We start from the raw sequence: 24,950 nt of genomic DNA on the forward strand, positions 1-24,950 counted from the left end.
TTCCGTTCGTAGTGGTTCGCTCGGGGCCCGGGAATGAATGGGGCGGCCGGCTGTATTAGCACTGTCCGCCCCATTGTCCCATTGAACGGGCCCTGCTCAAGGCGCTGTTCAGACAAACAAAGCCGGCGGCCGACGGCGGATGGCAGGATGGTGCCATGACTTCCGTTTCCACCGATGTCCAGTCCCCCGCAGCCGCTCCCGCCGTCGTCCTGACGATCGCGGGCTCCGAAGCCACCGGCGGTGCCGGCGCGCAGGCCGACCTGAAGACCTTCCAGGAGCTGGGGGTCTTTGGCATTGCCAACCTGACCTGCATCGTGTCCTTCAACCCGAACGACAGCTGGAACCACCGCTTCGTGCCGGTGGACCAGCAGGTGATCGCCGACCAGCTGGAGGCGACGACGGCGGCGTACGGCGCGTCGTCGGGCGCGCCGTCCGTGCTGGACACCGTGAAGATCGGCATGCTGGGCAGCCCGGCCACCATCAGCACTGTGGCGGGCGCCCTCGCGGGCGGCCGGTTCCGCACTGTGGTGCTGGACCCGGTGCTGATCTGCAAGGGCCAGGAGCCGGGACACGCCCTGGACACCGACCAGGCGCTGAAGGCGCAGATCCTTCCGCTGGCCACCTTCGTGACGCCCAACCACTTCGAGGCGGAATCCCTCTCCGGCCTGGAAATCACGGACGTGGAGTCCCTGAAGGCAGCAGCCGTCCGCATCCACGAGCTCAGCGGCGCCGCAGTGCTCGCCAAGGGCGGGGTGCGGCTGGAAGGCCCGGACGCCGTCGACGTTTTCTATGACGGTGAAACCCTTGAAGTGCTGCGCGCCGAGAAGGTGGGCGAGGTGGCGGTGTCCGGCGCAGGGTGCTCCCTTGCTGCCGCGGTCACCGCCGAACTGGCCAAAGGCGCGGCGCCGCTGGAGGCGGCACGGACAGCGAAAGCGTTTGTCACCGCCGGGATCCGGAACCGCGTGGCCTCGGGCGCGCCGTTCGATGCCCTGTGGCAGGGCGGACCGCGCTAGCTTCCCCGCTCCCTTACGGCCGGGCTGCAGCCACCGGAGCTTCGTCCAGGAGGGCTTCGGCGATGAGCGTGGCAGTCCGGGCGATGAAGGCCCGACGGCGTTCCAGCCGGTCCGGTGCGGCGCCAGCCAGTAGTTCGTCGATCTGCGGCAGCACCGGCCAGCCGTCGCAGAGCGTCACGATGGTAATAACAAGGTCCGCGGCGTCGGTCCGGTCGACGCCCGGCAGGACGCGGAGCATCTGGTCCACCTTGGCGGCACAATGGTCTGCCCGGGTGGCACGGTCCACGGTGTTGCGGCCGCGCTCCAGACCTTCCCAGAACAGCAGCCGCGCCAGAGCACTGTCCTTGGTGTGACGGTCAAAGAGCCTCGCGGCGTACTCTCCCACGGCCGCAGCGCCGTGCCCCTCGATGGGAACCTCGGTCATCACCCGGACCAGTTCCGCGGCCAGGACGGCATCAAAAAGATCATCCTTCTTGCCGAAGTACTGGTAGATACGCTCCTTGTTTACGCCGGCGGCGGCCGCGATCCGGTCTACCCTGGCACCGGCCAGGCCTTTCTCGCTGAATTCCTCGGTGGCAGCAGCCAGCAGCAGCGCTTTGGTGCGTTCAGTGTCCCAGGCCATAACAACATTCTACGCCGATTCCAACTAAGTAGTTGCAGTTTGCCCGGCAGAGGTCTACTGTCGATTCAAGCAAAAGCAACCGTTTAGTTGGAGATTCCCGTGAACAACAGCGCCGCTCCCGCCGCCGTCACTGCAGCAGCCGCTTCCCCGTCCGTCCCGGCTGCTCCCCCCGCGCCATCCATCCACGTGCGGGCAGTCATCACGTGGCTGGCAATCTTTCCCCTCGTGGCCGTGGGCATGGTGTTGACCGCACCGCTGACGGAAAGCTGGCACCCCGTCCTCCGGGCCCTGGCCCTCACGCTGGTGGTTGTCCCGGCGGCCGTGTACGTGGTGCTGCCGCGGCTGTTCGCGGCGTACGGCGCGATCGTGCGCCGCGCTGCTGCAAAATCCGGGAGCTAAGCCGCACAGGCCCGGCGCCCGATCAGCCTCGCAGCCACCAGCGCGGGTCGGTGACCTTTCCCATAAAGAGTGGCAGGCCAGTCTCCGTGTGCACGATCTGGTAGTGGAACGGCCGGTCGAAGGTGATGGATTTTTCGGGCTGGGCCCGGCCACTGACCGCCATCCCGTTGATCTGGGTGACGGCCGCCGCCACCGTTCCCTTTTCCGCGACGGTAATGTTGGCATCCTGCGCAGCCTGGGTGAGCATCAGGCCCGGTTGAATGGCATTGAAATCGGAAGTAGTTTCCAGGGTTTTGCGGAGGCCCATTTGCCCGAGCACTTCGCGCAGATCAAAGCTGCTGTTGTGGTCCCACGTGGGCAGTGCGATGTCCACCATGCCGGGATCTGCTGCCTCCAGGGCATCTGCCACCCCGGCCAACAGGTCCGCCTTGATGGCGGCAGCACCGCCGTCTGAACCCCTCGCGGGAAGCACCAGCCGCATCACAAACCCTTCGCCATACGGCAGGTCCACCGCCTGCCAGCCGGCGCCGTCCGCGTACGCCATGTACTGCGCGCCATGCATCATGGGCACGCTGGCGGTTCCCTGCGGCGTTTCGAACGGCCGGTCCGACGTAGCCTCGGCACTGAACGGGGCCTCCCAGGCGCCGGCAAAATATACAGAGTTCAGGAGGCTGAAAGTGTTTTTCGGGTCGTACCGGGCGGGCGCCTTCTCAACCCGGCCGCCGGTATTCCTGTTGACCCAGGCGTCCATGGCCGGCTTCGTGGCTGCCTCGTCAGTGAAGTCCACCGGGTACACGCCCGTTCCGTAGAACTGCGCGAGGGTCTTCAGGTAGTTCTCCCCCGTGGGAACGCTCCGGTCCACAAACAACCCGTTCGCGGCGTGCATCAGGGGCTTGGCGGGCGGGTTCTCCTCATCCACTGAGCCGGGGTCGCCGTCGTACTCCTCCAGGGAGGCGAGCAACGCGTTCATGGCCTCGTCCCGGCCGCCGGCCGGGAGGCCGAGCACGGCATCAATCTCCGCGGCAGCCTCCCCGGTTGCGCCCGCACGAAGCATAGCCAGGGCAATCAGCAGGCTGCCGGGCGACGCAACCACGTTGCCCTCTCCCCCGCTGGCCAGGAGGGTATCCCCCAGCACGAAGGCGGAATTCCGGAAACTGATCAGCTCATCACTGAAGGCCGCGCTGTCCACCGCAACCCGCTCCACGCCGTCTGCCGTGAGCAACTGCGGTGGCGCCGGTGCAGCACACCCCGCCATGGCCAGTACGGCGCCGAACGCCATTGCCCGCTGGAAATGCTTCACGGCTGTTGCCTCCCCCGGCGTCACCAGGCGGAAGCCCGCCTGCTTCCAGTGAAACAGCGACGCCGGCAACGGACCATGCCGGTAGGGTCACGCTTTGCACTCATTTAGGTCTCGCCACCCGCAGCGTCCCCACAGGACGCTCTATCACCTAACGCGGGAAAACCCGGAACGCTCCATCACTTTCCTGAAGAGAGTGATAGAGCGTTCGGGTATTTCCTGCAGGAACTGATAGAGCGTCCTGCTGTGGTGGGCGTACGACGGCGGGCGGCCACCCGCCGTCGTACCCTCCTTTGTTCCTTCTGCCGGCGTCAGACGCCCAGCGGGTCCTTTTCCTTGTCGCCGTCCTTGGGTGCCTGGACCCAGGCATGGCCCTGTTCCCGGTCCAGGTGGGTTGCCTTCTTGTTCTTCAGGGCGAAGATGTACACCAGCAGGGACACGGCAATGGCCACGGTGACGTAGGTAAAGAACAGGTCCTCCCGCTCAGCTTTCTGGAAGGCCGCGCCGATCAGCGGAACGGTGCCGCCGAAGAGTGAGTTGGCGATGGCGTAGCCCAAACCCACGCCAAGGGCCCGGATGGAAGCCGGGAACAGTTCGGCTTTCACCAACGCGTTGATGGACGTGTAGCCGCCCACTATGAGCAGGCCGCCCATCATCAGCAGGAAGGCTGTAAACGGATCCTTGGTTCCGGCCAGGGTGGAGAGCAGCGGCCAGGTGAACAGGACCCCGGTGATGCCGAACCACAGCAGCAGCGGCTTGCGGCCCACCTTGTCCGAGATGATGCCGTAAACCGGCTGCAGGAGCATAAAGATGAACAGCGCCCAGAAGTTGATCACGGAGGTGTCCGTCTTGGCGATGCCGGACGTATCGTTCATGAACTTCAGGATGAAGTTGGTGTACGTGTAGAACGCCACGGTGCCGCCCAGGGTGACGCCGATGCAGATCAGCAGCGGCTTCCAGTACTGGGTGAACAGCAGTTTCATGGTGCCCGGCTGGGCTCCCCCCGCTGCCGGGGCTTTGGCAGCCTGGATCTGCTCGGCCGAGACAGTTTCTTCCATGGAGCGCCGCAGCCACAGGACCACCAGCGCGGCGACGCCGCCGATGGCGAACGGGATGCGCCAGCCCCACTCGGTGAGATCGCCCTTGGGCATGGCGTTCTGTAGGATCACCAGGACCAGCAGCGCCAGCATCTGGCCGCCGACCAGGGTGACGTACTGGAAGCTGGAGAAGAACCCGCGGCGCTTGCTGGTGGCCGCCTCCGACATGTACGTGGCGCTGGTGCCGTACTCGCCGCCTACGGAGAACCCCTGGATCACCCGGATGAGGACCAGCAGGATCATCGCCCAGAGCCCGATCACGTCTTGGGTGGGGAGGACGGCGATGGCGAAGGAACCGGCAGACATCAGGGTCACGCTGAGCGTCAATGCTGCCTTGCGGCCCTTGCGGTCCGCGTACCGGCCGAAGAACCAGGCGCCGATGGGGCGCATGAGGAAGGACGTCGAGAAAACGGCCATGGCTTCAAGGCCGGCCTGAAGTTCATCCTTGGAGTTGAAGAAGTGCGCCTGGAAGTAGGCGGCGAAGACTGTGTAGACGTAGAGGTCGTACCACTCCACCAGGTTGCCGGCGGAGCCCTTCAATATGTTGCCCACGGCGCGCCGGGTCTGTACCGATTCGCTGACTGCTGCGGTTTGCTGGCTGCTCATCGCTGAACCTTCCTTGGCTGCGCGGTCCCCGCTGTCCGCTCCGGCCTGATTTTTGTGCTGTCCATGGCAGCGTTGCTCATGGTTCCTCCTTGAGGTTGTGCGTCCCCTCGTAAAGCTTGAGGACCTCAACCAAGCTATGCGTGAGCCACGGCACAGCCCAAGCGAAAAAGGAATTCCTAACACTTCCTTAGGTATTCGTGCCTGTTGCCGGTTGTGCCGGGTGGGTCCTCCGGGGGCAACGGAGAACCGGTGGAAGGGGTAATCTGCCAAGGGCAGGCAGAGTGGTGCGGGAGAGTCGTCCGGCGGCCGCGACATCGCGCCGCTCGAAAAGGAACAGGAACTGGCTATGGATGTGCTCATCGTCGAGGACGACGACGCTATGGCATCCGCCCTCGAAGCGGCGGTGGTTTCTGCCGGGCACAACTCCAGCCGGGTTTCCCGCGGCGCGGACGCTCTCCTAGGGCACCGGCGGTTCGGAGTCATTCTGCTGGACCTCGGACTCCCGGACATGGACGGGCTGGAGGTCCTGCGCAAGCTGCGGCAGGTCACCGATGTTCCCATCCTGATTCTGACCGCGCGCGACGACGAACGCAGTGTGGTGCTCGGACTCCGCTCTGGCGCCGACGACTACCTGGTCAAACCGGTCAAGCTGGTGGAGCTGCTCGCCCGCATCGAGGCCGTGACCCGCCGCGCGGCCAGGTCACAGGACACCAGGCAGCGCCTCATCAAGTTGGGCGAACTGGAGGTGGACCTCGAACGCCGGGTTGCTGTCCTCGCCACGCAAGACCTTCCCCTGACGGCCACGGAATTCGACCTGCTCGCGCTCCTGGCAAGCCATGCAGGTTCGGTGGTGACCCGGGAGCAGATCCTGGATTCGCTGTGGGGTGACGCGTTTGTCGCCTCCTCGCGCGCCCTCGATGTGCATCTGACGGGCCTCCGGGCCAAGCTTGGGCTGCCGGGCTTCATCATCAACGTCCGCGGTGTTGGCTACCGCATCGAGGCGGGTTCTGCGTGAGGCTCCGCGTTCTCGGGATCCTGAGCGTCCTGTCCGTCCTTCTGGTCCTCATCGCCTCCAACACCATCCTGGCCTCCGCCGGCAGGGAGCTCACGCAGGAGCTCCAGATCAACCGGGCTGCTTCCCTGAACCGACTCGCCCAGGTCGCTTTCGACGCCGGGACCGACGGCGGCGACGCCACCCAGCTGCAGGCTGAAATGGACCGGTACTCCGAGCTCTACGGCGAAGGCGTTTTGATCCGGCTGCAGCAGGGAACCCTGCGCTCCGGCGGCCTCAGCGAGGACAGGGCCGACGTGCGGGACGCCTTGGCCAGGGCCAGCCTGAACCTGAGTGACACCACCCTGGCGCCAGTTCAGCCCTTCGGCACCGGTTCGGCGGTGATCTCCCGCTCCTTCGGAAGTGCCAGCCAAGTGCTCGGGGCGGCCGTCCTGGAAGTCAACCAGGACGCTGCCCGCCAGAAACTGCGCGAACGCTGGCTCGCCGTCGGACTCGCTGCAGCCGCCCTCGCAGCCCTGCTCCTCATCGCCGCAGCCCGGGTGACCCGCTGGGTGCTGCGCCCGGTCCACCGGCTCAATGCCGCCGTCGCCGAGCTGGAAGCAACCGGACGGAGCGGTCAACTGCCGGAGGAAGGCCCGCCCGAGTTGAGGGAACTCAGCAGGTCCTTCACCGCCATGGCGCAGAGTGTCAGCGACAGCCTCGAAGCCCAGCGCCAGCTCATCGCGGACACCTCCCATGAGCTCCGCAACCCTGTGGGAGCGCTGCGGCTGCGGATCGACCTGCTGCAGTTGGAGCTGAAGACAGCCAAGGAGCGGGATGCTGCCGCCGCAGTGGTCACGGAACTCGAACGCGTGGAAGAGATCCTGGACGGCGTGTTGAAACTTGCCGCGGCGGAGCACCGCGCCTTCGCGGACTCGGCGGGCACCCCGTCTGGAGGTCTCTCCGCTGCGGACCGGACTCCCGTTGACCCCTTCCCCGTCGTGCAGGGGGAAGCCGAACGGGCAGGACCCGCTGCCCGGCTGGCCGGTGCTTCGATCGTGCTTGGGAGCCCGCCCCAACAGCCGGCACTCATCGCCTGCCGCCCGGACGACCTGGCCCAGATGGTTGGGGAACTGCTGAACAACGCCATCAAATACGCCGGCCGCGCCACTATCACAGCTGCTGTCCGCGCCCGCGGCAACAGTGTGGTGATTGAAGTGACCGACGACGGGCCCGGGCTTTCGTCCGAGGAAAGGTCAGCGGCCACCCAGCGTTTTTGGCGCTCGCCGGAGCACTCGGCGGTGAGCGGCAACGGCCTGGGCATGACCATCGTGGACAAGCTGGCCGTGGCGAATGGCGGACGTCTTGTGTTGGCTACAGTGGAGCCCCACGGCCTGCGTGCCTGCCTCGAGTTTCCACATGCCGGCGACGCTCCGAGCGGGGACACCAACCGGCAGGCGGCGCCGCATGGGTGACCCTTGTTCCCCTCTGACTGCACCCTTCCTGTCCAGGCGCGGCGTGCTCAAAGCCGGTGCTGCGGCAGGGCTGGCGGGGATTTTGTTGCCGGCGCTGAGCGCCTGTACTTCGGAAGACCGGGTGGATTCCTTAGTGGTGGCAGGTGGCGAGCCAGGCGGCTTCTACCTCGAGTTCGCTACCCTGCTTGCCGCCTCACTCCAACGCAACGGGGTGGCCCGGCAAGCCACCGCGCTCGAGACGGGCGGCAGCCTGGACAACCTCGAGCACCTCCTCGGCGGGCGGGCCACGTTCGCCGTCGCCCTCGCTGACTCGGCGGCCGAAAAGGCAGCGGGAAAGAGCGCATCCGAGACGGGAATTACCGCCCTCGGAAGAGTCTATGAAAACTACGTCCATTGTGCGGTCCGGCAGGAGAGCGGTCTTCACGCCATCTCCGATCTGGCCGGCAGGACGGTGGCTGTGGGTGAGCCGGGGTCCGGAACGTCCCTGACAACACTGCGCCTGCTGGAAGCCGCCCGGCTCACTTCCGTCAACGCAGGTGAAGGTGCCGCCGGCGGTGGAGGACAAGCGGTTACCGTCCTGAATCTGGGACTCAATGACGGGCTCTCAGCACTCCGGGACGGATCAGTGGATGCCTTGTTCTGGTCCGGAGGCGTTCCCACCGCCGCCATCGCCGCCGCCCATCACGACGTGGGGCTGAGTTTCCTGGATCTTTCCGTGCTGCTGCCAGTGCTGCGCGCCCAGTACGGCGCCTTCTACGACCGGGTGCTCATCCCGGCCGGAGCGTACGAGGGGCTTCCCGCCGTCTGGACCGTAGGCGTGACCAACCTGCTGCTGTGCCGGAGCGACCTGGCGGACACCACCGTACAGCGGACGGTGGAGCTGTTGGTGGGCCGCGCGGAGGAGCTCATTCCGCAGTCCAGCCTGGGCGTCCAGTTCCTCAGCCCCGAATCCCTCATCAACACCGCGGGCCTGCCGCTGCACCCTGGAGCAGCTGCCGCGTACCGGGAGCTCCACGGGTAAGCCCACGCCCCTTTCCACGCGCCCCATCAGCTCCTGCCCCACACCCGCAAAACGTCACATCAGCTCCTGCAACAATCGGGCAGACGCCCCATCGCTCTTGCATCACATCCGCAAACAGCAAGATCTATGCGGCGTTTGAATCAGGTCCCCGATTGCGCTTCCGCCAGCTATCCACATACGGCCTTCAGTGCATGGCGGCCCGGGGTGCTTCCTCATTAGCGTTTGGTCTGACCGACGCAACAAGCAAGGTGAGGATCAATGTGACCAGGAAGCAACGCCGGTTGGCGGCACGAAGGAAGCCGGCCCGCAAACAACCGGGCAGCCCGGTCAAAGGCACTCGGCGGGAGACAGCGCACGCCTCGCCGGGCAACGTGAGCGAGTTGCAGGCCCTGACTCCGGCCTTCACCTGCTGGTACCGCGAGCACTGGTTCCGCACAGATGTCAGGGTGGTGTTGAAAAGCTTGACGATGTTTTTCCGCTTTTACCCTGCGTCCAAGGGATCCGGTGCCATAACTGCCCTTGAGCCCGCTGACGTCGCCGCAAGGTTGGCTTCTCTTATATTGGGCACGCTCCACGAGGGCATTACCGCTACCTATTGCATGATGCATTTCCTGCGCTTTCTTCGCGATTCCGGCCGTTGGTCCGGCGACGAGGAATCTTTTCGTGCAGTGCACGGCATCCTCACAGACATCATTGGCCTCGATCTGCGTGTGGCTCTGCGCGACATGCAAGTGACGGCGAGCCCAAGGGCCTATGACCTTCGGTAACTTAACTCCCGGAGTGCGCCTGCAGGAAGCTGTACACCTCGGTTTCGTCCACGCCTGGGAACGCGCCCGGCGGCATGGCTGCCAGCAGGTGCGAGTGGGCGCGGGCGGACGGCCAGGCGTTTCCGGCCCATTCGGACGTCAAGGACTCAGGCGGGCGCTTGCAGCACGTGGGATCCGGACAATTTGAAGTAGCCCGCGCCGTCGTCTCCCGCCCGCGGAACCACTTCACGTGCTGGTAAGGAACGCCGATGCTCAATGAAAACTCGCCGCTGGGCGACCGTTCGGTGCGGGCGGCGCACCAGTAGGTGCCGGACGGCGTGTCAGTGTACTGACTGTAAGCGCTGAACTTGTCCGGCACGTCGAACACTGCCCGCGACGTCCAGGCCTTGCACGACGGCTGCCCCTCGATGGCGCCGGTGTGGTCCTGCGGAAAGTTCACGCCGTCGTTCTCGTAGGCCTTGTAGATGATCCCGCTCTGGTGGGTCTTCTGGAAATGGGTGGTGATGCCCAGGTGCTTGGTGGCCAGGTTGGTGAAGCGGTGGGCCGCGGTTTCGTAGGAAACGGCGAACGCGTCGCGGATATCCTCGACCGCGATTTCCTTCGCCGTCTTGGCTTTTTGCAAAAATTCCACCGTTGCCTGTTCGGGGAGGAGAAGGGCGGCGGCGAAGTAGTTAGTGGCCACCCGCTGGGCGAGGAAATCCCCGTAGTTCCGGGGTGTCTCGTGCCCCAGAACGTAGTGGCCCAAGGCCTGAAGCAGCACCGAGCGGGGATCGTGGTCCTGCCGCTGGCTCTGGGTCAGGTAAATTCTGCGGTTCTTCAAATCTGTCACTGACCGCGTTGAATGAGGCAAATCGCCCACGTGATGCAGGGTAAAACCGAGGTGAGCCGCGATGTCCGCGATCACGTGCTGGCTCAGCGGCCCGGTGGTGTAGCCCACCTCCTTGAGGACCTTCTGCGCCTCGGCCTCGTACTCCGGAAAATAGTTGCCCCGCTCCCGCATCATCGCCCGCAGTTCCCCGTTGGCCCGGCGGGCTTCTTCCGGGGTGGCCACCTGCTCGTTCATCTTGCGTTCGAGCTCCTGCAGCAGGCCCACCTGGGCCTCAAGCACATCCAGCGGAAGCCGCGAGCTGATGCGGATTTTGGGCAGGTTCAGGGATTCGTAAAGGGGCCCGCGCTGGTACCGCTCAAGCTCGATTTCCAGGGCTGCCCGGCGGCTGGGAGGTTCGGCCCCCAGCAGCTGGTCGATGCTGACATTGAGCGCGCCCGCAAGGTGCTGGAGCAGGGTCAGCTTGGGCTCACGTTTGCCGTTTTCGATCAGGCTGAGCTGGCTTGGAGCTGTGCCGACGGCGGCGCTCAGATCATCGAGCGTGAGCCCGGCTTGTTTGCGCAAGTGGCGGACACGACGGCCCAAGGAAATGACGTCCAGTTCCGCAGCGGCGGTAGGCGGCGGCTGGGAAACGTCCCTGTTCCAGCTTGAAGGTGACATTTCTGAAGAATACGTGAAGAAGTGCATTTCTTTCCACACTTTTTATCTAGAAAGGGGTTTGAAAGTGCTGAAAAGTAGTGGCTACGGAAAGAAACACCGCACCGGAAAGCCGGTGGGAACCTCAACGACGCGGTTCCCACCTACTCCATCCGGAGCTCAATCGAGGAGATCAACGATGACTGCAGCATTTGAGCCCACCCAGCAGACGCCCGAACAGCAGGCCGCAGCCCTGGAGCTCGAGTGGGCCGCCAACCCCCGCTGGGAAGGTGTGACCCGGGACTACTCAGCTTCCGACGTCGTCCGCCTCCGCGGCCGCGTCTCCGAAGAGCACACCCTGGCCCGCCGCGGTGCCGAGAAGCTGTGGAAGCAGCTCACCGAAGAGCACAAGACCGGCGGCTACACCAACGCGCTGGGCGCCCTGACCGGCAACCAGGCAGTCCAGCAGGTCAAAGCGGGGCTCCGGGCCATCTACCTTTCCGGCTGGCAGGTCGCTGCGGACGCCAACAACTCCGGCCACACCTACCCGGACCAGTCCCTCTACCCCGCCAACTCGGTGCCCACGGTGGTTCGCCGGATCAACAACGCGCTGCTCCGGGCGGACCAGATCGAGTTCTCCGAGGGTGTCCAGACCGTTGAGGACTGGCTGGTCCCGATCGTCGCCGACGCCGAGGCCGGCTTCGGTGGCCCGCTGAACGCCTACGAACTCATGAAGTCCATGATCCAGGCCGGCGCGTCAGGTGTGCACTGGGAAGACCAGCTCGCCTCGGAAAAGAAGTGCGGCCACCTCGGCGGCAAGGTCCTGATCCCCACCCAGCAGCACGTGCGGACCCTGAACGCCGCGCGCCTGGCAGCCGACGTCGCCGGCACCCCCACCGTGGTCATCGCCCGCACCGACGCGGAGGCAGCCACCCTGATCACCTCGGACGTGGACGAGCGCGACCAGGAATTCATCACCGGTGAGCGTACCGCCGAGGGCTTCTACAAGGTCCGCAACGGCATCGAACCCTGCATCGCCCGCGCCAAGGCCTACGCCCCGTACTCGGACCTGATCTGGATGGAAACCGGCACCCCGGACCTGGAGCTGGCCCGCAAGTTCGCCGAAGCGGTCAAGGCCGAGTTCCCGGACCAGATGCTCTCCTACAACTGCTCACCGTCGTTCAATTGGCGCAAGCACCTGGACGACGCCACGATCGCCAAGTTCCAGCGTGAACTCGGGGCCATGGGCTTTACGTTCCAGTTCATTACCCTGGCCGGTTTCCACGCCCTGAACTACTCGATGTTCGACCTCGCCCACGGCTACGCCCGGGAAGGCATGAGCGCCTACGTCGAACTCCAGGAAAAGGAATTTGCCTCCGAGTCCCGCGGCTACACCGCAACCAAGCACCAGCGCGAAGTCGGCACCGGCTACTTCGACACCATCTCCACCGCGCTCAACCCGAACGCGTCCACCCTTGCCTTGGTCGGATCGACCGAAGAGGGCCAATTCCACTAGCAACTTACGACGGCGGGCGGTGGTTGAGCTTGTCGAAACCCGTCCGGCCTTCGGACCGGCATCGCTCGGCCTGCTATTCCCCATGCCCGCCCCATGACCTCGTAGAACTCGGTCGGGGGGCGGGCATAGGGCCCCTTTTACGCAGGCTGCCGCGATACCGGCTCCTTCGGCCTTTTGCTTTAGTCGCCTACCTGCCGCCACCCGCCGTCGAACTTCCCTTTTCGTCTTTAAGGAGACAGAAATGAACAGCTTTACTGACAGCTTCACGATCAATGGCATAACCCTGACTGCCCAGCCGATTTGCCGGCAGGACGAGGTGTTGACGCCGGACGCGCTGGCATTCATTGCCAAGCTGCACCGGGCAACGGCTGAGCGTCGGCAGGAGCTGCTGCAGGCACGCCGGACCCGGCGTGCTGACATTGCCGGCGGGCAGGATCCAAGGTTCCTGCGGGAGACCGAGGACATCCGCAATGACCCGTCCTGGCGCGTCGCTCCGCCGGCCCCGGGCCTTGAGGACCGCCGGGTGGAGATCACCGGGCCGGTGGACAAGAAGATGACCATCAACGCCCTGAACTCCGGCGCCAAGGTCTGGCTCGCGGACATGGAAGACGCCTCCACCCCCACATGGCGCAACGTGATCAAGGGCCAGCTGAACCTCACCGACGCCCTTGAACGCCGCATCGACTTCACCTCCCCCGAGGGCAAGGAATACAAACTCCGCCCCGCCGGTGAACTTCCCACCATCGTGGTCCGCCCCCGCGGCTGGCACCTGCCCGAAAAGCACATGCTCATCGACGGCGCCCCCATCGCGGGCGGCATCGTGGACTTCGGCCTGTTCTTCTTCCACAACGCCCGCCGCCTCCTGGCCCAGGGCAAAGGCCCGTACTTCTACCTGCCCAAGATCGAGAACCACCTCGAAGCCCGGCTCTGGAACGACATCTTCATCCTCGCCCAGGACCTGCTCGGCATCCCGCAGGGCACCATCCGCGCCACCGTACTGATCGAAACCATCACCGCAGCCTTCGAAATGGAAGAAATCCTCTACGAACTGCGCGACCACGCCTCCGGCCTGAACGCCGGCCGCTGGGACTACATCTTCTCCCTGATCAAGAACTTCCGCACCCGCGGCCCCCGCTTCGTCCTCCCGGACCGCTCCCAGGTGACCATGACCGCCCCCTTCATGCGCGCCTACACCGAACAACTCGTCCGGGCCTGCCACAAACGCGGAGCCATGGCCATCGGCGGCATGGCAGCAGCAGTCCCCAACCGCAAAGACCCCGAAGCGAACGCCAACGCCTTCGAGAAGGTCCGCGCGGACAAGACCCGCGAGGCCAACGACGGTTTCGACGGCTCCTGGGTGGCCCACCCCGACCTGGTGCCGGTCTGCCGCGAAGTTTTCGACTCCATCCTGGGCGAAAAGCCCAACCAGCTCGACCGCACCCGCGAAGACGTCACCCCGGACGACCGGGCCCTGATCAACGTGGCCGCAACCCAGGGCACCATCACCGAACAGGGCATCCGGAACAACATCGAAGTCGGGATCCGCTACATCGAATCCTGGCTCCGCGGCAACGGCGCCGTCGCCATCCACAACCTCATGGAAGACGCCGCCACCGCCGAAATCTCCCGCTCCCAGCTCTGGCAATGGATCTACGCCCGCGCCATCACCGACCACGGCGAAATCATCACCCACCACTGGATCGAGGAACTCCTCGACGAAGAATTCGCCCGGCTCGAACGCTTCGACGGCGACCGCTTCGAAGACGCCCGCGACATCTTCGAAGAAGTCACCCTCGCACACGACTTCCCGTCCTTCCTCACCCTCCCCGCCTACACCCGCTACCTCACCGAGGCACGCGAGAAGGCAACCCAGGAGGAGTTGGCCGCGGCCTGAGTGGCAATAACTTCCGTCTGCCGGGCCGGCACGCCCTTCGCAACAGGCACCTCCGAAATCCGGAGGGCCGGCCCGGCAATGGAGCACCCCCTGGGCGGCGCCGACGCGCAGGACGGCCTCACCCGCCACGACACCCCCTGACGCTCTCTCACTTAACGTGCAAAATCCAAGGACGCTCTCTCACTTTCCAGAAGAAAGTGAGAGAGCGTCCGGCGTTAAACCGCGTTAAGTGAGAGAGCGTCCGTGGGGCGGGGAAGGCGGACGACGGCGGCGGGCCGGCTAGCGCCCCCTCGGCACCCGCCGCACGGACAGGGTGGACGCGACGAAGAACGTCAGCACCGATGCCAGGATGACCAGCAGGGCCGGTGTCCAGGAACCCCAGACGTCGTGCACAAAACCCACCAGCGGAGGCGCCACGGCACCGAAGCAATAGCCCAGGCCCTGGACGGTGGCGGACATCCGGCCGGCGGCAACCTGGTCCCGGGCGAGCTTGATGATGGCGATGAAGATCAGGGTGATTCCCCCGCCCTGGGCAACGCCGCCGAAAACAGACCACAGCCACCAGAGCTCCGGTGCCAGCAGGAGGCCGGCGGGGACGGACGTCCACAGCACACCCAAGGTGACCGCCGCCGCCGTCGTACTGAAATACTTGGCCGCAAAGGGCACGCCCAGGCCGCCCACAATGGCGAACACCTGAAACAGCGAGGATCCGGCGCCCGCACCCGAAGCGGACATGCCGAGTTCGTCGCTAAGGTAGCTGGGCAGCCATGCAGTGAGGGCGTAGTAGGAGAATGCCTGGCCGGCGAATGCTGCAGTGAGCCCGGCCGTGGTCCATGCCGAACCGGCCGCAGCCGCCGGCCGCTGCCCGTCCGGCACGGGAGCGGCGGAGGGCACAAAGGCTGCGCGCAGTCCGATGGCGAGCACCCAGCACACGATGGCCGCTACCGCCAGGAGCGCGGTGGACGCGAGCGCGAGCTGCCAGCCCGCGAATTCGGCCAGCGGCGCCGTGACCATCGAGGTCAGGAAGGACCCGACATTCAGTGCGGCGGTGTAGACGCCCATCGCGGTCCCCTGCCGCAGCGGCGGGAAGTCGCGGCGGATGATGAGGGGCGCGGCGATGTTGCCGATGGTAATGGCGAGGCCGATCACCACCGTCCCGGCCAGCACCAGCGCCGGACCGCCGGCTGAGCGGATGATGACGCCGGCGAGCACTCCCAGGATGGTCAGGGTCACGGCAAGTTCCGCACCGTACCCCCGCGCCACCAGCGAGGCCAGGGGTGCCGCCAGCGCGAAGCAGAGGACCGGAATACTGGTCAGCAGGCCCAGCACCACCGGTGAGAACCCGAGGTCCGCCTGCATCACGTCCACCACAGGGGCAACGGCCACGAACGGGCCCCGCAGGTTCAGCGCCAGCAGCCCGATACAGGCCAGCAGGATCCAGGTCCTCGGAATCCGGGCCAGGAAACGGGCGCTCACCGGCTGGGCGTGGGGGTCGGATCTTTTTTCATCACCCTCATTGCTATCACGGGCATAACGCGGGCCAGTCCCTTATTGCCGCGCCCTCCTGCCATACGATGAACATCACTGCCGCACCCTCCGGGACGAAGGACACAGACATGCAGCACCGGCTTGCCATCCTTGACGACTACCAGGACGTTGCGCACGGATTCGCCGACTGGTCCTCCCTGGCGCCCGACGGCGTTGCGGTCACCACGTACCGCGAGCCGTTCAGTTCGCCGGATGCGATGGAGTCCGCACTCGCCGACGCGACGATCATCATTGCCATGCGGGAGCGGACGGCCTTTCCCCGTGAGGTGCTGGAAAAACTCCCCGCCCTTCGGCTCCTGGTCACCACCGGGATGGCAAACGCCTCCATCGATGTGGCCGCGGCGGACGACCTCGGCATCACGGTCTGCGGCACGCCTGGATCCCCCACCGCCGCGCCGGAACTCACGTGGGCCCTGCTCCTGGCCATCGCCCGCAACATCCCCGCCGAAGACAGTTCGCTGCGCGCCGGGTCGTGGCAACACACAGTGGGGTTTGAACTTGCCGGCAAAACGCTCGGGGTGGTGGGCCTGGGCAAGATCGGCCGCAGGATTGCCTGCTACGGCCAGGCTTTCGGCATGGACGTGCTCGCGTGGAGCCAGAACCTCACGGACGAGGCCGCGGCCGAGGCAGGAGTGCGGAAGGTGTCCAAGGAGGAGCTCTTCCGGAATTCCGACGTTGCCACCCTCCACCTCCGTTTGTCTCCCCGTTCAGAGGGCATCGTGGGAGAGCCGGAGCTGAGGCTGCTGGGCCCCGACGGCATCCTGGTGAACACTGCCCGCGGCCCGCTGGTGGACCAGGACGCCCTGGTGCGGGCCCTGGCCGAAGGCTGGATCGCAGGGGCCGCGGTGGACGTCTTCGACCACGAACCCCTCCCGGCAGGTCACCCCCTCCTTACCGCTCCCAACACTGTGCTGTCCCCGCACCTCGGCTACGTAACGCGGGAGAGCTACCGGCAGTTTTACGGCGGGGCGCTGGAGGACGTCAAGGCCTGGCTCGCAGGGGCACCCGTGCGCGTGATTTCAGCATAGGACTGGCAGTCTCAGCTGACTCAGCCTGACGCAGGCTAACCCGCTGCCTGAAGGGTTGCCTCCACCGCCGCCGGGGACAACACGTGCTGCGTGACCATCTGGCTGGCCCCCAAAATGGCAGCCCTGTCTCCGGCCATCGACAGGGAAATCCTCAGGTGGGCTGTGGCCAGGGGCAGCGAGCGCCGGTACACCACTTCGCGCACCCCGGCCATGAGGTGTTCCCCTGCCTGGCCCAGGCTCCCGCCGATCACAATGACAGACGGGTTGAGCAGGTTGACCACTGTGGCCAGGACGTCCCCCACGTCGCGTCCGGCCTGGCGCAGCACCTGGATGGCCTGCAGATTTCCCTGTGCCACGAGCCGCAGCACGTCACTGCCCTTCGCTGCGGGCACTCCCTGCCGGTTCAGTTCCGCTGCCAGGGCCGGGCCGGATGCCAAAGCCTCCAGGCAGCCGTAGTTCCCGCACCGGCAGAGCACGTCGTCCCCGCGCGGGACCCGCACATGGCCAAGGTCCCCGGCGGTACCATTGGCGCCGCGCTGCAACGTCCCGCTGCTGATGATCCCGGAACCCACTCCGGTGGCCACCTTGATGAACAGGAAGTTATTGTGCTCCGGCCAGTGCGCGGTCCGCTCCCCCAGCGCCATGATGTTCACGTCGTTGTCCACCAGCACCGGAACCGGCAGCGAGCGCTGAACATAAGCAACGACGTCGAACCCGTCCCAGCCCGGCATGATGGGCGGCTTCACCGGCCTTCCGGTGGCGTGCTCCACGGGCCCCGGCAGGCCGATGCCCACTCCGGCCACATCTCCCACAGTCCGACCCACAGCAGCCAGGAGGGCCACGCCTTCCGTGAGCACCTTGCCCAGCACCGCTTCCGGCCCGGCCGCCACGTCCTGCGCCAGGCGCTGCTCGGCCAGGACTTCGCCGTTGAGGTCCGTGACGGCAACGATCACATGTGTGGCCCCAACGTCCACAGCCAGCACCACGCGTACGGCCGGATTAAAGGCAAAGCGCGACGGCGGCCTGCCGCCGCTTGAGCTGGCCTCCCCCGCCGGGCCCACCAGGCCGGACGCGATCAGGGCATCGATCCGGGACGCCACGGTGGACCGTGCCAGCCCGGTGGCCAGGGCCAGTTCGGCACGGGTGCGTGCCTTGCCGTCGCGCAGGAGCTGGAACAGCACGCCCGCACCGCCCTGGGCCAAGGCAAGCTCCGGTATGGCGCTGCCTCCCGCTGTCTTGGTCATAGGACATGAATAGCACGGCTACTTCTGTATGTCACGCCCGCAACTTTTGCTTGACGCGCAGCAAAAGCCACCCTAGCGTTGCAGTAGCCGAAAAGTTGTGGCGGATCCCACTCCCGCCGGAATCCGGATACGGCGCTGCGTCCGGAACAACGCCCAGAAACCAGGAGACAAGATGTCCTACTCGCTCCAGCTCTACACCCTGCGAAACGCCATCCAGGAAGACCTTCCCGGGACCATCCGGAAAGTCGCAGGGATCGGCTTCACACAGGTTGAGCCCTACAACTTCGTCGCTACCGCCAAGGAACTCGGCGCGGCGCTGCGGGAGAACGGGCTGACGGCTCCCTCCGGCCATGCCCCGCTGCTGAGCCAGGACCAGGACCAGATCTTCGCCGCAGCCAGGGAACTGGGCATCACCACCGTCATCGAGCCGTACATCCCGGCCGACCGCTGGCAGAGCGCCGGGGACGTACAGGCCACCGCGGCCCGGCTGAACGAGACGGCCAGGAAGGGCGCCGAATACGGCATCCGGGTGGGGTACCACAACCACCAGTGGGAGCTGGAGTCCACCATCGAAGGCCGGACTGCGCTGGAGTACTTCGCGGACCTCCTGGATCCGGAACTGGTCCTTGAGGTGGACACGTACTGGGTGGCCGTCGGCGGCCAGGACCCTGTGGACATCCTCGGCAAGCTCGGAAACCGCGTGAAGTTCATCCACATCAAGGATGGTCCCCTGACCACCGACACCAAAGCCCAGCTTCCGGCGGGCCAGGGCAAGGTGGCCGTACTGGATGTCATCGCAGCAGCCAAGTCACTGGAAGTCGGCGTGGTGGAATTTGACGACTACGACGGTGACATCTTCGAGGGCATCCGCCAGAGCCTGGACTTCCTGACGGCATCAGGCGAAGGAATCAAGGCATGAGCACCCCCGCAACATCCACCGGCAAAGGCCCGGTGGGCGTCGCCGTCATCGGCGCCGGAAACATCAGCAAGCAGTACCTGGACAACCTGACCATGTTCCCGGACCTCAAGGTCCACGTCATCGCGGACCTCTTTGAGGAAGCGGCCCAAGCACGGGCCAAGGAATACGGCATCCCCGAATGGGGCGGGGTGGACAAGGCACTGAACCACCCCGACGTGGACATCATCGTCAACCTGACCATTCCGGCCGCCCACGTGGAGGTGGCCACTGCCGCCGTCAACGCCGGCAAGCACGTCTGGACCGAAAAGCCCTTCTCCCTGGACCGGGAATCCGGCCTTGGCCTGCTCAAGACCGCTGACGCTGCTGGGCTCCGGCTGGGCTGTGCGCCGGACACGTTCCTGGGCGCAGGTTTGCAGACGGCGCTGCGCGTCATCCAACGCGGCGACATCGGCACCCCGCTGACGGCCATGACCACGTTCCAGACCCCCGGCCCGGAATCCTGGCACCCCAACCCGGCTTTCCTCTTCCAGCACGGCGCCGGTCCGCTGTTCGACATGGGCCCCTACTACCTCACCACGCTGGTCCAGGCCTTCGGCTCCATCCGCAAGGTGGCCGCCGTCGGATCCAAGTCCAAGGACGTCCGCGTTATCGGCTCCGGCCCCAAAGCCGGCGAGGAATTCACGGTGGAAGTCCCCACGCACGTGTCAGCCATGGCCCAGTTCGAGTCCGGCGCGTCCTCGCACAGCGTGTTCTCCTTCGAATCTCCGCGGGTCCGGATGGGCTTCGTGGAAATCACCGGCACCGAGGCCACCATCTCGCTGCCGGACCCCAACGTATTCGACGGCGACATCAAGCTCTGGCGCGCCGGCGACGAGGACTGGACCACCATCGAGTCCACCGGCCCGGCCAACGGCCGCGGCCTGGGCGTCCTGGACATGGCCCGCTCCATCCGGGCCGGTGTCCCCCACCGCGCCACGGGCGACCTGGCCTACCACGTCCTGGACGCGATGGTCTCCATCAACGAGTCGATACAGTCCGGCAGCTTCGTGGACGTGGCGAGCAACGCGCCGGCATCGCAGCCCATTCCCGAGGACTGGGCCCCCGAAACTTTGACGCTGGGAGAAAGCGCATGAGCAACCAGACGCATCAGGGCGCCCTGGGCGTGGCGATGATCGGCTACGCCTTTATGGGCAAGGCACACTCCAACGCTTGGCGGAACGTGGCCAGCTACTTCGACGTCCCGGCGTTTGAGCAGAAGGTCCTCGTTGGCCGTGACGCCGCCGCCGTTGCGGAAGCCGCCGCGAAGTACGGGTGGCAGGAAACGGCCACGGACTGGCGCACGGTTATCGACCGGGACGATATCCACATCGTCGACATCTGCGCCCCGGGCTGGATGCACGCGGAGATCGCCGTCGCCGGGCTTGAGGCCGGCAAGCATGTGCTGCTGGAGAAGCCGCTGGCCAACACCCTGGCCGAAGCCGAAGCCATCACGGCCGCGGCCCAGGCTGCCAGGGCGAAGGGTGTGCAGTCGATGGCGGGCTTCAACTACCGCCGCGTCCCGGCTCTGGCCCTTGCGAAGGAATTGGTGAGCGAAGGCAGGCTGGGGACTGTCCGGCAGGTCCGCGCCGCCTACCTCCAGGACTGGCTCGCCGATGAAACAGCACCGATGACATGGCGGTTGAAGAGGGAGACGGCCGGTTCGGGGGCTTTGGGAGACATCGCATCCCACGCCATCGACCAAGTCCTCTTCCTGCTCGGCGAGCGGGTTACGGAAGTTTCGGGCCGCCTGCAGACATTCGTGGACCGGCGGCCGGGTGCCGAAGGGCTGGAAGACGTCACGGTCGACGACGCCGCCTGGGCAACGCTGCACCTCGCCTCCGGAGCAATCGCCTCCGTGGAGGCTTCCCGGGTTGCCACCGGCCGGAAGAACTCCCTGCAAATAGAGATCTACGGCGACAAGGGCGCCCTCCGCTTCGACCTTGAGAACCTCAATGAGCTCCTTTTCCTGGATGCCACGGCGCCGGCGCGCGAGCAGGGCTTCCGCCGGATCGTGGTCACCGAACCGGAGCACCCGTACCTGGACGCCTGGTGGCCGCAGGGCCACATCATCGGCTGGGAGCACACTTTCACCCACGAAGTCCGCGACCTCCTGCTGGCCATCGACACCGGAACCCGGCCCTCGCCGTCGTTCGAGGACGGCCTGGAAGTCCAGCGCATCCTTGCCGCCGTGGAGGAATCCGCCGCCGCCAAGTGTGCCCTCGTCCAACTGCCCACCGAAGGAGCCTGACATGTCCCGCCCCTACACCTTGTTCACCGGCCAGTGGGCGGACCTGCCCTTCGAAGAGGTCGCCAAACTGGCGTCCGGGTGGGGTTACGACGGCCTGGAGATCGCCGTCTCCGGCGACCACCTGGACGCCTGGCGCTGGGACGAACCCGGCTACGTCGAGTCCAAACTCGAGATCCTGGAGAAGTACAACCTCAAGGTCTGGGCCATCTCCAACCACCTCAAGGGCCAGGCCGTCTGCGATGACCCCATCGACTTCCGCCACGAAGCCATCGTCGGCGCCAAGGTCTGGGGCGACGGCGACCCCGAAGGCGTCCGCCAACGCGCCGCCGAGGAAATGAAACACACCGCCCGGCTCGCCAAGGCACTCGGCGTGGACACCGTCGTCGGCTTCACCGGCTCCTCCATCTGGCAGTACGTGGCCATGTTCCCGCCCGTCCCCGACAAGGTCATCGACGCCGGCTACCAGGACTTCGCCGACCGCTGGAACCCCATCCTGGACGTCTTCGACGAAAGCGGAGTCCGCTTCGCCCACGAAGTCCACCCCTCCGAAATCGCCTACGACTACTGGACCACCGTCCGCACCCTCGAAGCGATCAACCACCGCCCCGCCTTCGGCCTGAACTGGGACCCGTCCCACATGATGTGGCAGGGCATCGACCCCGTCTCATTCATCTGGGACTTCAAGGACCGGATCTACCACGTGGACTGCAAGGACACCAAGATCCGCCAGACCGGCCGCAACACCGTCCTGGGCTCCCACCTGGCCTGGGGCGACCCGCGCCGCGGCTGGGACTTCGTCTCCGCAGGCCGCGGCGACGTCCCCTGGGAAGCGTCCTTCCGTGCCCTGTCCGCCATCGGCTACACCGGACCCATCTCCGTCGAATGGGAGGACGCCGGCATGGACCGCCTCCACGGCGCACCCGAAGCCCTCGCCGCCCTCAAAAAATTCGACTTCCCGCCGTCGAACACCTCCTTCGACGCCGCCTTCAAGCAGTAACTCCAGGAGTTACCGAACGTAGAATCCCTGCATGCCGCATTCCATCCGCACAGCAACCATGGACGACGCCGGGGCTCTGGCTGCCCTGGCGGCCGTCACCTTTCCGCTGGCGTGCCCGCCGTCGGCCTCGCCTGAGGATATTGCCACGCACCTGGCGAACACGCTCAGCGAACGGCACTTCCAGGCGTACCTCGCCGACCCCGAAGTGACGGTCCTGGTGATCGACGCCGACGGCGGCCTGCGCGGTTACAGCCTGCTGGTGAACCGTCCGGCTACAGACCCGGACGTTGTTGCCGCCCTGGACATCCTGCCGTCGGTGGAATTGAGCAAGTGTTATGTGCACCCGGAACACCACGGGCTCGGTGCCGCCGCCGAACTGATGCATGCCAGCCTGGCGGCGGCAGCCGAGGCTGGCGGGAAAGGCGTCTGGCTGGGAGTCAACAGCCAGAACGCCCGGGCCATACGCTTCTACGAGAAGTCAGGGTTCCGGAAAGTGGGCACAAAATCGTTCCGGCTGGGCAGCACGGTGGAGCATGACTTTGTGCTGGAGCGCGCCGTTCCCTGAGTGCGGCAGCCTTCCGGTGTGCGCTGCCGGCAGGGCTCCGTCAGACGTGCTGATGGGCCTTTGGCGGGTAGGCCAGGGGCGGACGCGGTTGCGATAGAAGCTTCAAGCCCGGTGGGAGCCCGTCAATGCTGCCGCCGGTCCCGTGGGCCCTGATGGTGATCCGGGAGGTGTCGATCAGGACGTTCGCAGCCTGGAAGTCGCCCATGTCGTCCGGGAGGATCGGCGCCAAGTGCACCACTCCGTGGGTATAGACGGGGTCGAAGCGGAGCAGCACGCGCATCAGCTGCACCGGCGCCGCCGCCGCCCAGGCCTGCGGTGAGCATGCGGTGGGGTAGGGCACAGGTCCTGCTAACTCGCCGCGGTCAAAACCGCAAAACAGTTCCGGCAGCCGGCCGTCAAAATGTTCGGCGGCGTCAATGAGGCCGGAAGCAACCCTCCGGGCCTCCTCCACGAATCCGTACCGCATCAGCCCTGTTGCCACCAGTGCTGAATCGTGCGGCCACACCGACCCGTTGTGGTAGCTCACGGGGTTGTAGGCGCCCATGTCCGAGCCCAGGGTGCGGATGCCCCAGCCGGTGAACATCTGGGGCGACATCAGATTCTCCACCACGGAAGGCGCTTTGTCCTCGTCCACAAGGCCCGTCCAGAGGCAATGACCCATATTCGAGGTACAGGCATCCACCGGCCGTTTGTCCTTGTCCAGTGCCACCGCAAAATAGCCCTTGTCCGGCAGCCAGAATTTCTCGTTAAAGGCAGTTTTCAGGGCGGCGGCCTTGTCCGCCCAATGCTGTTCCAGGTCCCCATCGCCGTCCCAGCGCGCCAGCAGCGACCTGCCGATATAAGCGGAGTAGACATAGGCCTGTACTTCGCACAGGGCGATGGGGGCTTCCGCGATGGTGCCGTCGGCAAAGTTGATGCCGTCCCAGGAGTCCTTCCAGCCCTGGTTGACCAGCCCGTGGTCGTTAGGCCTCTGGTACTCCACAAATCCGTCGCCGTCGCGGTCACCATACTTTTCAATCCAGTCCAAGGCACGGTCGGCGTGCGGAAGGAGCGGGTGGATGATCTCGCGCGAGAGGCCCCAGCGGCTCAACTCGCCCAGGAGGCCAACGAACAGCGGGGTGACGTCGGCTGTACCGTAATAGGCTGCGCCGCCCAGCGACAGCCCGGCAGTAACACCCAGCCTCACCTCGTGCGGAATTCGTCCCGGTTCTTCCTCGGAGTCCGGATCCACCTTGGTTCCCTGCAGCCCCGCCAGGGTCTGCAGCGTTCCGGCCGCCAGTTTCGGGCTTACCAGCAAACTCATGTAGGACGAGAGCAGCGAGTCCCGGCCGAACAGGGCCATAAACCACGGAGCCCCGGCTGCCACCGCCTCCCGGCCGGGATGGTGCTCGTCAAAGATCCGCAGCGAGCCCAGGTCGCTCTGGCTGCGGTTCAGCACCTGCTGCAGGTTACTGTCCGTAACGGTGACCTGGGGGACGTTTTCCTCCCAGGCCCGGTGCCGGCGTACCCCTTCGCGGTGGCGTGGAAGCCGCTCCTCGGTGAAAGGATCGGCCGGTGCCTGTCCATTGACGAGTGGCACCACAATCACACTGGTGGCCCATTTGCCCCGGGGCGGGACTGTGGCACGGAAACGCAGCCCGTCCGTGCTGGCCTCAGCACCGGCTGCCCTGATGGAGGTCCCCCGCCGTTGTCCGTGGCGTGCGGCTTCTATGACCACGCTGCCGTCCACCACTTCGCGGGTGGCCCCGGCACCCTGGGTAGTCCGGCCACCCTTGACGTCGAAAAGATCTGCCTGGTCGGCGTCGATCAGGAGCTCGATGTCGCAGTCAACCGGCTCCGCGGAATAGTTTTCCAGGATGATGTCGTCCTGGAGACCCGGACCGATGTGGCGGACCTGGCGGACAACCAAGGGGCTGTCGAACCTGCCGTCCGGCCATTTGGCCCTGCCTACAAAGGTGGCTCCGAACGGCTGCGGCTTCTGGGCGACCAGGGGCTCGCGGAGGGACCCGTTGATCCGGAGGATCCAGCGGGAGATGATCCGGGTGTCCTGGAAGAAGGCCCCGTTCGCACCGGCATCGGAACTGATGTCACCCGTTTCGGACGAGATGCAGAACGAGGACCCCTCCACTACAGTGACCGACCCTGACTCCGATGCGCCGGCCTCAGTATCGGCGTTCCATGCGGTCATGGACGCACTCCTTT

At 65.8% G+C, this 24,950-nt stretch carries 22 protein-coding genes; 15 read left to right on the forward strand and 7 right to left on the reverse strand.

Annotated elements, in window-relative coordinates; genetic code table 11:
• The first annotated feature begins 155 nt into the window (after nt 1-155).
• A complete protein-coding gene (locus QF038_RS17480; protein WP_307611710.1) occupies nt 156-1,013 on the forward strand; it encodes a hydroxymethylpyrimidine/phosphomethylpyrimidine kinase in 858 nt (285 codons plus the stop codon).
• Nucleotides 1,014-1,026: 13 nt separating this feature from the next.
• Here the strand turns inward: QF038_RS17480 and QF038_RS17485 are convergent, their stop codons facing one another.
• The gene (locus QF038_RS17485; RefSeq protein ID WP_307611712.1) at nt 1,027-1,635 is read right to left on the reverse strand and encodes a TetR/AcrR family transcriptional regulator; all 609 of its coding nucleotides are present in this window, start codon (nt 1,633-1,635) and stop codon (nt 1,027-1,029) included.
• Nucleotides 1,636-1,734: 99 nt separating this feature from the next.
• On the opposite strand from QF038_RS17485, the gene QF038_RS17490 reads away from it, so the two are divergent.
• Nucleotides 1,735-2,034, forward strand: a complete 300-nt coding sequence (locus QF038_RS17490) for a hypothetical protein (protein ID WP_307611714.1) — start codon at nt 1,735-1,737, stop codon at nt 2,032-2,034.
• Between the two features lie 22 nt (nt 2,035-2,056).
• On the opposite strand, the gene QF038_RS17495 is transcribed toward QF038_RS17490, so the two are convergent.
• Both QF038_RS17495 and QF038_RS17500 read right to left on the reverse strand, forming a co-directional pair.
• Nucleotides 2,057-3,313: a serpin family protein gene (locus tag QF038_RS17495; protein ID WP_307613519.1), complete on the reverse strand. Its 1,257-nt coding sequence runs from the start codon at nt 3,311-3,313 to the stop codon at nt 2,057-2,059.
• 329 nt (nt 3,314-3,642) lie between these two features.
• Nucleotides 3,643-5,034, reverse strand: coding sequence for an MFS transporter (locus QF038_RS17500; protein ID WP_307611716.1), 1,392 nt, complete (start codon nt 5,032-5,034; stop codon nt 3,643-3,645).
• A gap of 346 nt (nt 5,035-5,380) precedes the next feature.
• Here QF038_RS17500 and QF038_RS17505 point away from each other — a divergent pair, with 346 nt between their 5' ends.
• From QF038_RS17505 to QF038_RS17520, 4 genes are all read left to right on the forward strand, one after another.
• Nucleotides 5,381-6,049, forward strand: a complete 669-nt coding sequence (locus QF038_RS17505) for a response regulator transcription factor (RefSeq protein ID WP_307611718.1) — start codon at nt 5,381-5,383, stop codon at nt 6,047-6,049.
• Nucleotides 6,046-7,500 carry a HAMP domain-containing sensor histidine kinase gene (locus QF038_RS17510; protein WP_307611720.1) on the forward strand — a complete coding sequence of 485 codons (1,455 nt, stop codon included), beginning with the start codon at nt 6,046-6,048 and terminating at the stop codon, nt 7,498-7,500. Before QF038_RS17505 ends, QF038_RS17510 begins: the two co-directional genes overlap by 4 nt.
• Nucleotides 7,493-8,521, forward strand: coding sequence for a TAXI family TRAP transporter solute-binding subunit (locus QF038_RS17515; protein WP_307611722.1), 1,029 nt, complete (start codon nt 7,493-7,495; stop codon nt 8,519-8,521). Before QF038_RS17510 ends, QF038_RS17515 begins: the two co-directional genes overlap by 8 nt.
• A gap of 260 nt (nt 8,522-8,781) precedes the next feature.
• Nucleotides 8,782-9,288: a hypothetical protein gene (locus QF038_RS17520; RefSeq protein ID WP_307611724.1), complete on the forward strand. Its 507-nt coding sequence runs from the start codon at nt 8,782-8,784 to the stop codon at nt 9,286-9,288.
• 1 nt (nt 9,289) lies between these two features.
• Here the strand turns inward: QF038_RS17520 and QF038_RS17525 are convergent, their stop codons facing one another.
• Nucleotides 9,290-10,801 carry an XRE family transcriptional regulator gene (locus QF038_RS17525; RefSeq protein ID WP_307611726.1) on the reverse strand — a complete coding sequence of 504 codons (1,512 nt, stop codon included), beginning with the start codon at nt 10,799-10,801 and terminating at the stop codon, nt 9,290-9,292.
• Between the two features lie 148 nt (nt 10,802-10,949).
• Here QF038_RS17525 and aceA point away from each other — a divergent pair, with 148 nt between their 5' ends.
• From aceA to QF038_RS17540, 3 genes are all read left to right on the forward strand, one after another.
• Complete coding sequence (aceA, locus tag QF038_RS17530) at nt 10,950-12,266, forward strand: isocitrate lyase (protein WP_307611728.1); 1,317 nt, start codon at nt 10,950-10,952, stop codon at nt 12,264-12,266.
• Between the two features lie 241 nt (nt 12,267-12,507).
• Complete coding sequence (gene aceB, locus QF038_RS17535) at nt 12,508-14,160, forward strand: malate synthase A (protein WP_307611730.1); 1,653 nt, start codon at nt 12,508-12,510, stop codon at nt 14,158-14,160.
• Nucleotides 14,161-14,301, forward strand: coding sequence for a hypothetical protein (locus QF038_RS17540; RefSeq protein WP_307611732.1), 141 nt, complete (start codon nt 14,161-14,163; stop codon nt 14,299-14,301). It abuts the gene before it with no gap.
• 138 nt (nt 14,302-14,439) lie between these two features.
• Here the strand turns inward: QF038_RS17540 and QF038_RS17545 are convergent, their stop codons facing one another.
• The gene (locus QF038_RS17545) at nt 14,440-15,636 is read right to left on the reverse strand and encodes a CynX/NimT family MFS transporter (RefSeq protein WP_307611735.1); all 1,197 of its coding nucleotides are present in this window, start codon (nt 15,634-15,636) and stop codon (nt 14,440-14,442) included.
• Between the two features lie 140 nt (nt 15,637-15,776).
• Here QF038_RS17545 and QF038_RS17550 point away from each other — a divergent pair, with 140 nt between their 5' ends.
• Nucleotides 15,777-16,736 (forward strand): D-2-hydroxyacid dehydrogenase family protein, encoded by a 960-nt coding sequence (locus QF038_RS17550; RefSeq protein ID WP_307611737.1) that lies wholly within the window; start codon nt 15,777-15,779, stop codon nt 16,734-16,736.
• Nucleotides 16,737-16,771: 35 nt separating this feature from the next.
• On the opposite strand, the gene QF038_RS17555 is transcribed toward QF038_RS17550, so the two are convergent.
• Complete coding sequence (locus tag QF038_RS17555) at nt 16,772-17,980, reverse strand: ROK family transcriptional regulator (protein WP_307611739.1); 1,209 nt, start codon at nt 17,978-17,980, stop codon at nt 16,772-16,774.
• A 172-nt stretch (nt 17,981-18,152) separates the two neighbouring features.
• Between QF038_RS17555 and QF038_RS17560 the strand changes: the two genes are divergently transcribed.
• From QF038_RS17560 to QF038_RS17580, 5 genes are read left to right on the forward strand one after another with little or no spacing between them, the layout of a single operon-like run.
• A complete protein-coding gene (locus QF038_RS17560) occupies nt 18,153-18,899 on the forward strand; it encodes a sugar phosphate isomerase/epimerase (protein WP_307611741.1) in 747 nt (248 codons plus the stop codon).
• Nucleotides 18,896-20,032 carry a Gfo/Idh/MocA family protein gene (locus QF038_RS17565; RefSeq protein WP_307611743.1) on the forward strand — a complete coding sequence of 379 codons (1,137 nt, stop codon included), beginning with the start codon at nt 18,896-18,898 and terminating at the stop codon, nt 20,030-20,032. Before QF038_RS17560 ends, QF038_RS17565 begins: the two co-directional genes overlap by 4 nt.
• A complete protein-coding gene (locus QF038_RS17570) occupies nt 20,029-21,186 on the forward strand; it encodes a Gfo/Idh/MocA family protein (protein WP_307611745.1) in 1,158 nt (385 codons plus the stop codon). The genes QF038_RS17565 and QF038_RS17570 overlap by 4 nt, the downstream gene beginning before the upstream one ends.
• 1 nt (nt 21,187) lies before the next feature.
• Nucleotides 21,188-22,183, forward strand: coding sequence for a sugar phosphate isomerase/epimerase (locus QF038_RS17575; protein WP_307611747.1), 996 nt, complete (start codon nt 21,188-21,190; stop codon nt 22,181-22,183).
• 31 nt (nt 22,184-22,214) lie between these two features.
• Nucleotides 22,215-22,748 carry a GNAT family N-acetyltransferase gene (locus QF038_RS17580; protein WP_307611749.1) on the forward strand — a complete coding sequence of 178 codons (534 nt, stop codon included), beginning with the start codon at nt 22,215-22,217 and terminating at the stop codon, nt 22,746-22,748.
• A 40-nt stretch (nt 22,749-22,788) separates the two neighbouring features.
• Here the strand turns inward: QF038_RS17580 and QF038_RS17585 are convergent, their stop codons facing one another.
• Nucleotides 22,789-24,936: a glycogen debranching N-terminal domain-containing protein gene (locus tag QF038_RS17585; RefSeq protein WP_307611751.1), complete on the reverse strand. Its 2,148-nt coding sequence runs from the start codon at nt 24,934-24,936 to the stop codon at nt 22,789-22,791.
• Nucleotides 24,937-24,950 lie beyond the last annotated feature (14 nt).

Source organism: Pseudarthrobacter sp. W1I19 (assembly GCF_030817835.1).
Classification (GTDB): Bacteria; Actinomycetota; Actinomycetes; order Actinomycetales; family Micrococcaceae; genus Arthrobacter.

Bases quoted from the DNA above. Each gene is read 5' to 3' on its own strand.
- QF038_RS17480 (WP_307611710.1), top strand. From the start codon at position 156: ATGACTTCCGTTTCCACCGATGTCCAGTCCCCCGCAGCCGCTCCCGCC.
- QF038_RS17485 (WP_307611712.1), bottom strand. From the start codon at position 1,635: ATGGCCTGGGACACTGAACGCACCAAAGCGCTGCTGCTGGCTGCTGCC.
- QF038_RS17495 (WP_307613519.1), bottom strand. From the start codon at position 3,313: ATGGCGTTCGGCGCCGTACTGGCCATGGCGGGGTGTGCTGCACCGGCG.
- QF038_RS17500 (WP_307611716.1), bottom strand. From the start codon at position 5,034: ATGAGCAGCCAGCAAACCGCAGCAGTCAGCGAATCGGTACAGACCCGG.
- QF038_RS17505 (WP_307611718.1), top strand. From the start codon at position 5,381: ATGGATGTGCTCATCGTCGAGGACGACGACGCTATGGCATCCGCCCTC.
- QF038_RS17515 (WP_307611722.1), top strand. From the start codon at position 7,493: ATGGGTGACCCTTGTTCCCCTCTGACTGCACCCTTCCTGTCCAGGCGC.
- QF038_RS17525 (WP_307611726.1), bottom strand. From the start codon at position 10,801: ATGCACTTCTTCACGTATTCTTCAGAAATGTCACCTTCAAGCTGGAAC.
- aceA (WP_307611728.1), top strand. From the start codon at position 10,950: ATGACTGCAGCATTTGAGCCCACCCAGCAGACGCCCGAACAGCAGGCC.
- aceB (WP_307611730.1), top strand. From the start codon at position 12,508: ATGAACAGCTTTACTGACAGCTTCACGATCAATGGCATAACCCTGACT.
- QF038_RS17550 (WP_307611737.1), top strand. From the start codon at position 15,777: ATGCAGCACCGGCTTGCCATCCTTGACGACTACCAGGACGTTGCGCAC.
- QF038_RS17555 (WP_307611739.1), bottom strand. From the start codon at position 17,980: ATGACCAAGACAGCGGGAGGCAGCGCCATACCGGAGCTTGCCTTGGCC.
- QF038_RS17560 (WP_307611741.1), top strand. From the start codon at position 18,153: ATGTCCTACTCGCTCCAGCTCTACACCCTGCGAAACGCCATCCAGGAA.
- QF038_RS17565 (WP_307611743.1), top strand. From the start codon at position 18,896: ATGAGCACCCCCGCAACATCCACCGGCAAAGGCCCGGTGGGCGTCGCC.
- QF038_RS17570 (WP_307611745.1), top strand. From the start codon at position 20,029: ATGAGCAACCAGACGCATCAGGGCGCCCTGGGCGTGGCGATGATCGGC.
- QF038_RS17575 (WP_307611747.1), top strand. From the start codon at position 21,188: ATGTCCCGCCCCTACACCTTGTTCACCGGCCAGTGGGCGGACCTGCCC.
- QF038_RS17580 (WP_307611749.1), top strand. From the start codon at position 22,215: ATGCCGCATTCCATCCGCACAGCAACCATGGACGACGCCGGGGCTCTG.
- QF038_RS17585 (WP_307611751.1), bottom strand. From the start codon at position 24,936: ATGACCGCATGGAACGCCGATACTGAGGCCGGCGCATCGGAGTCAGGG.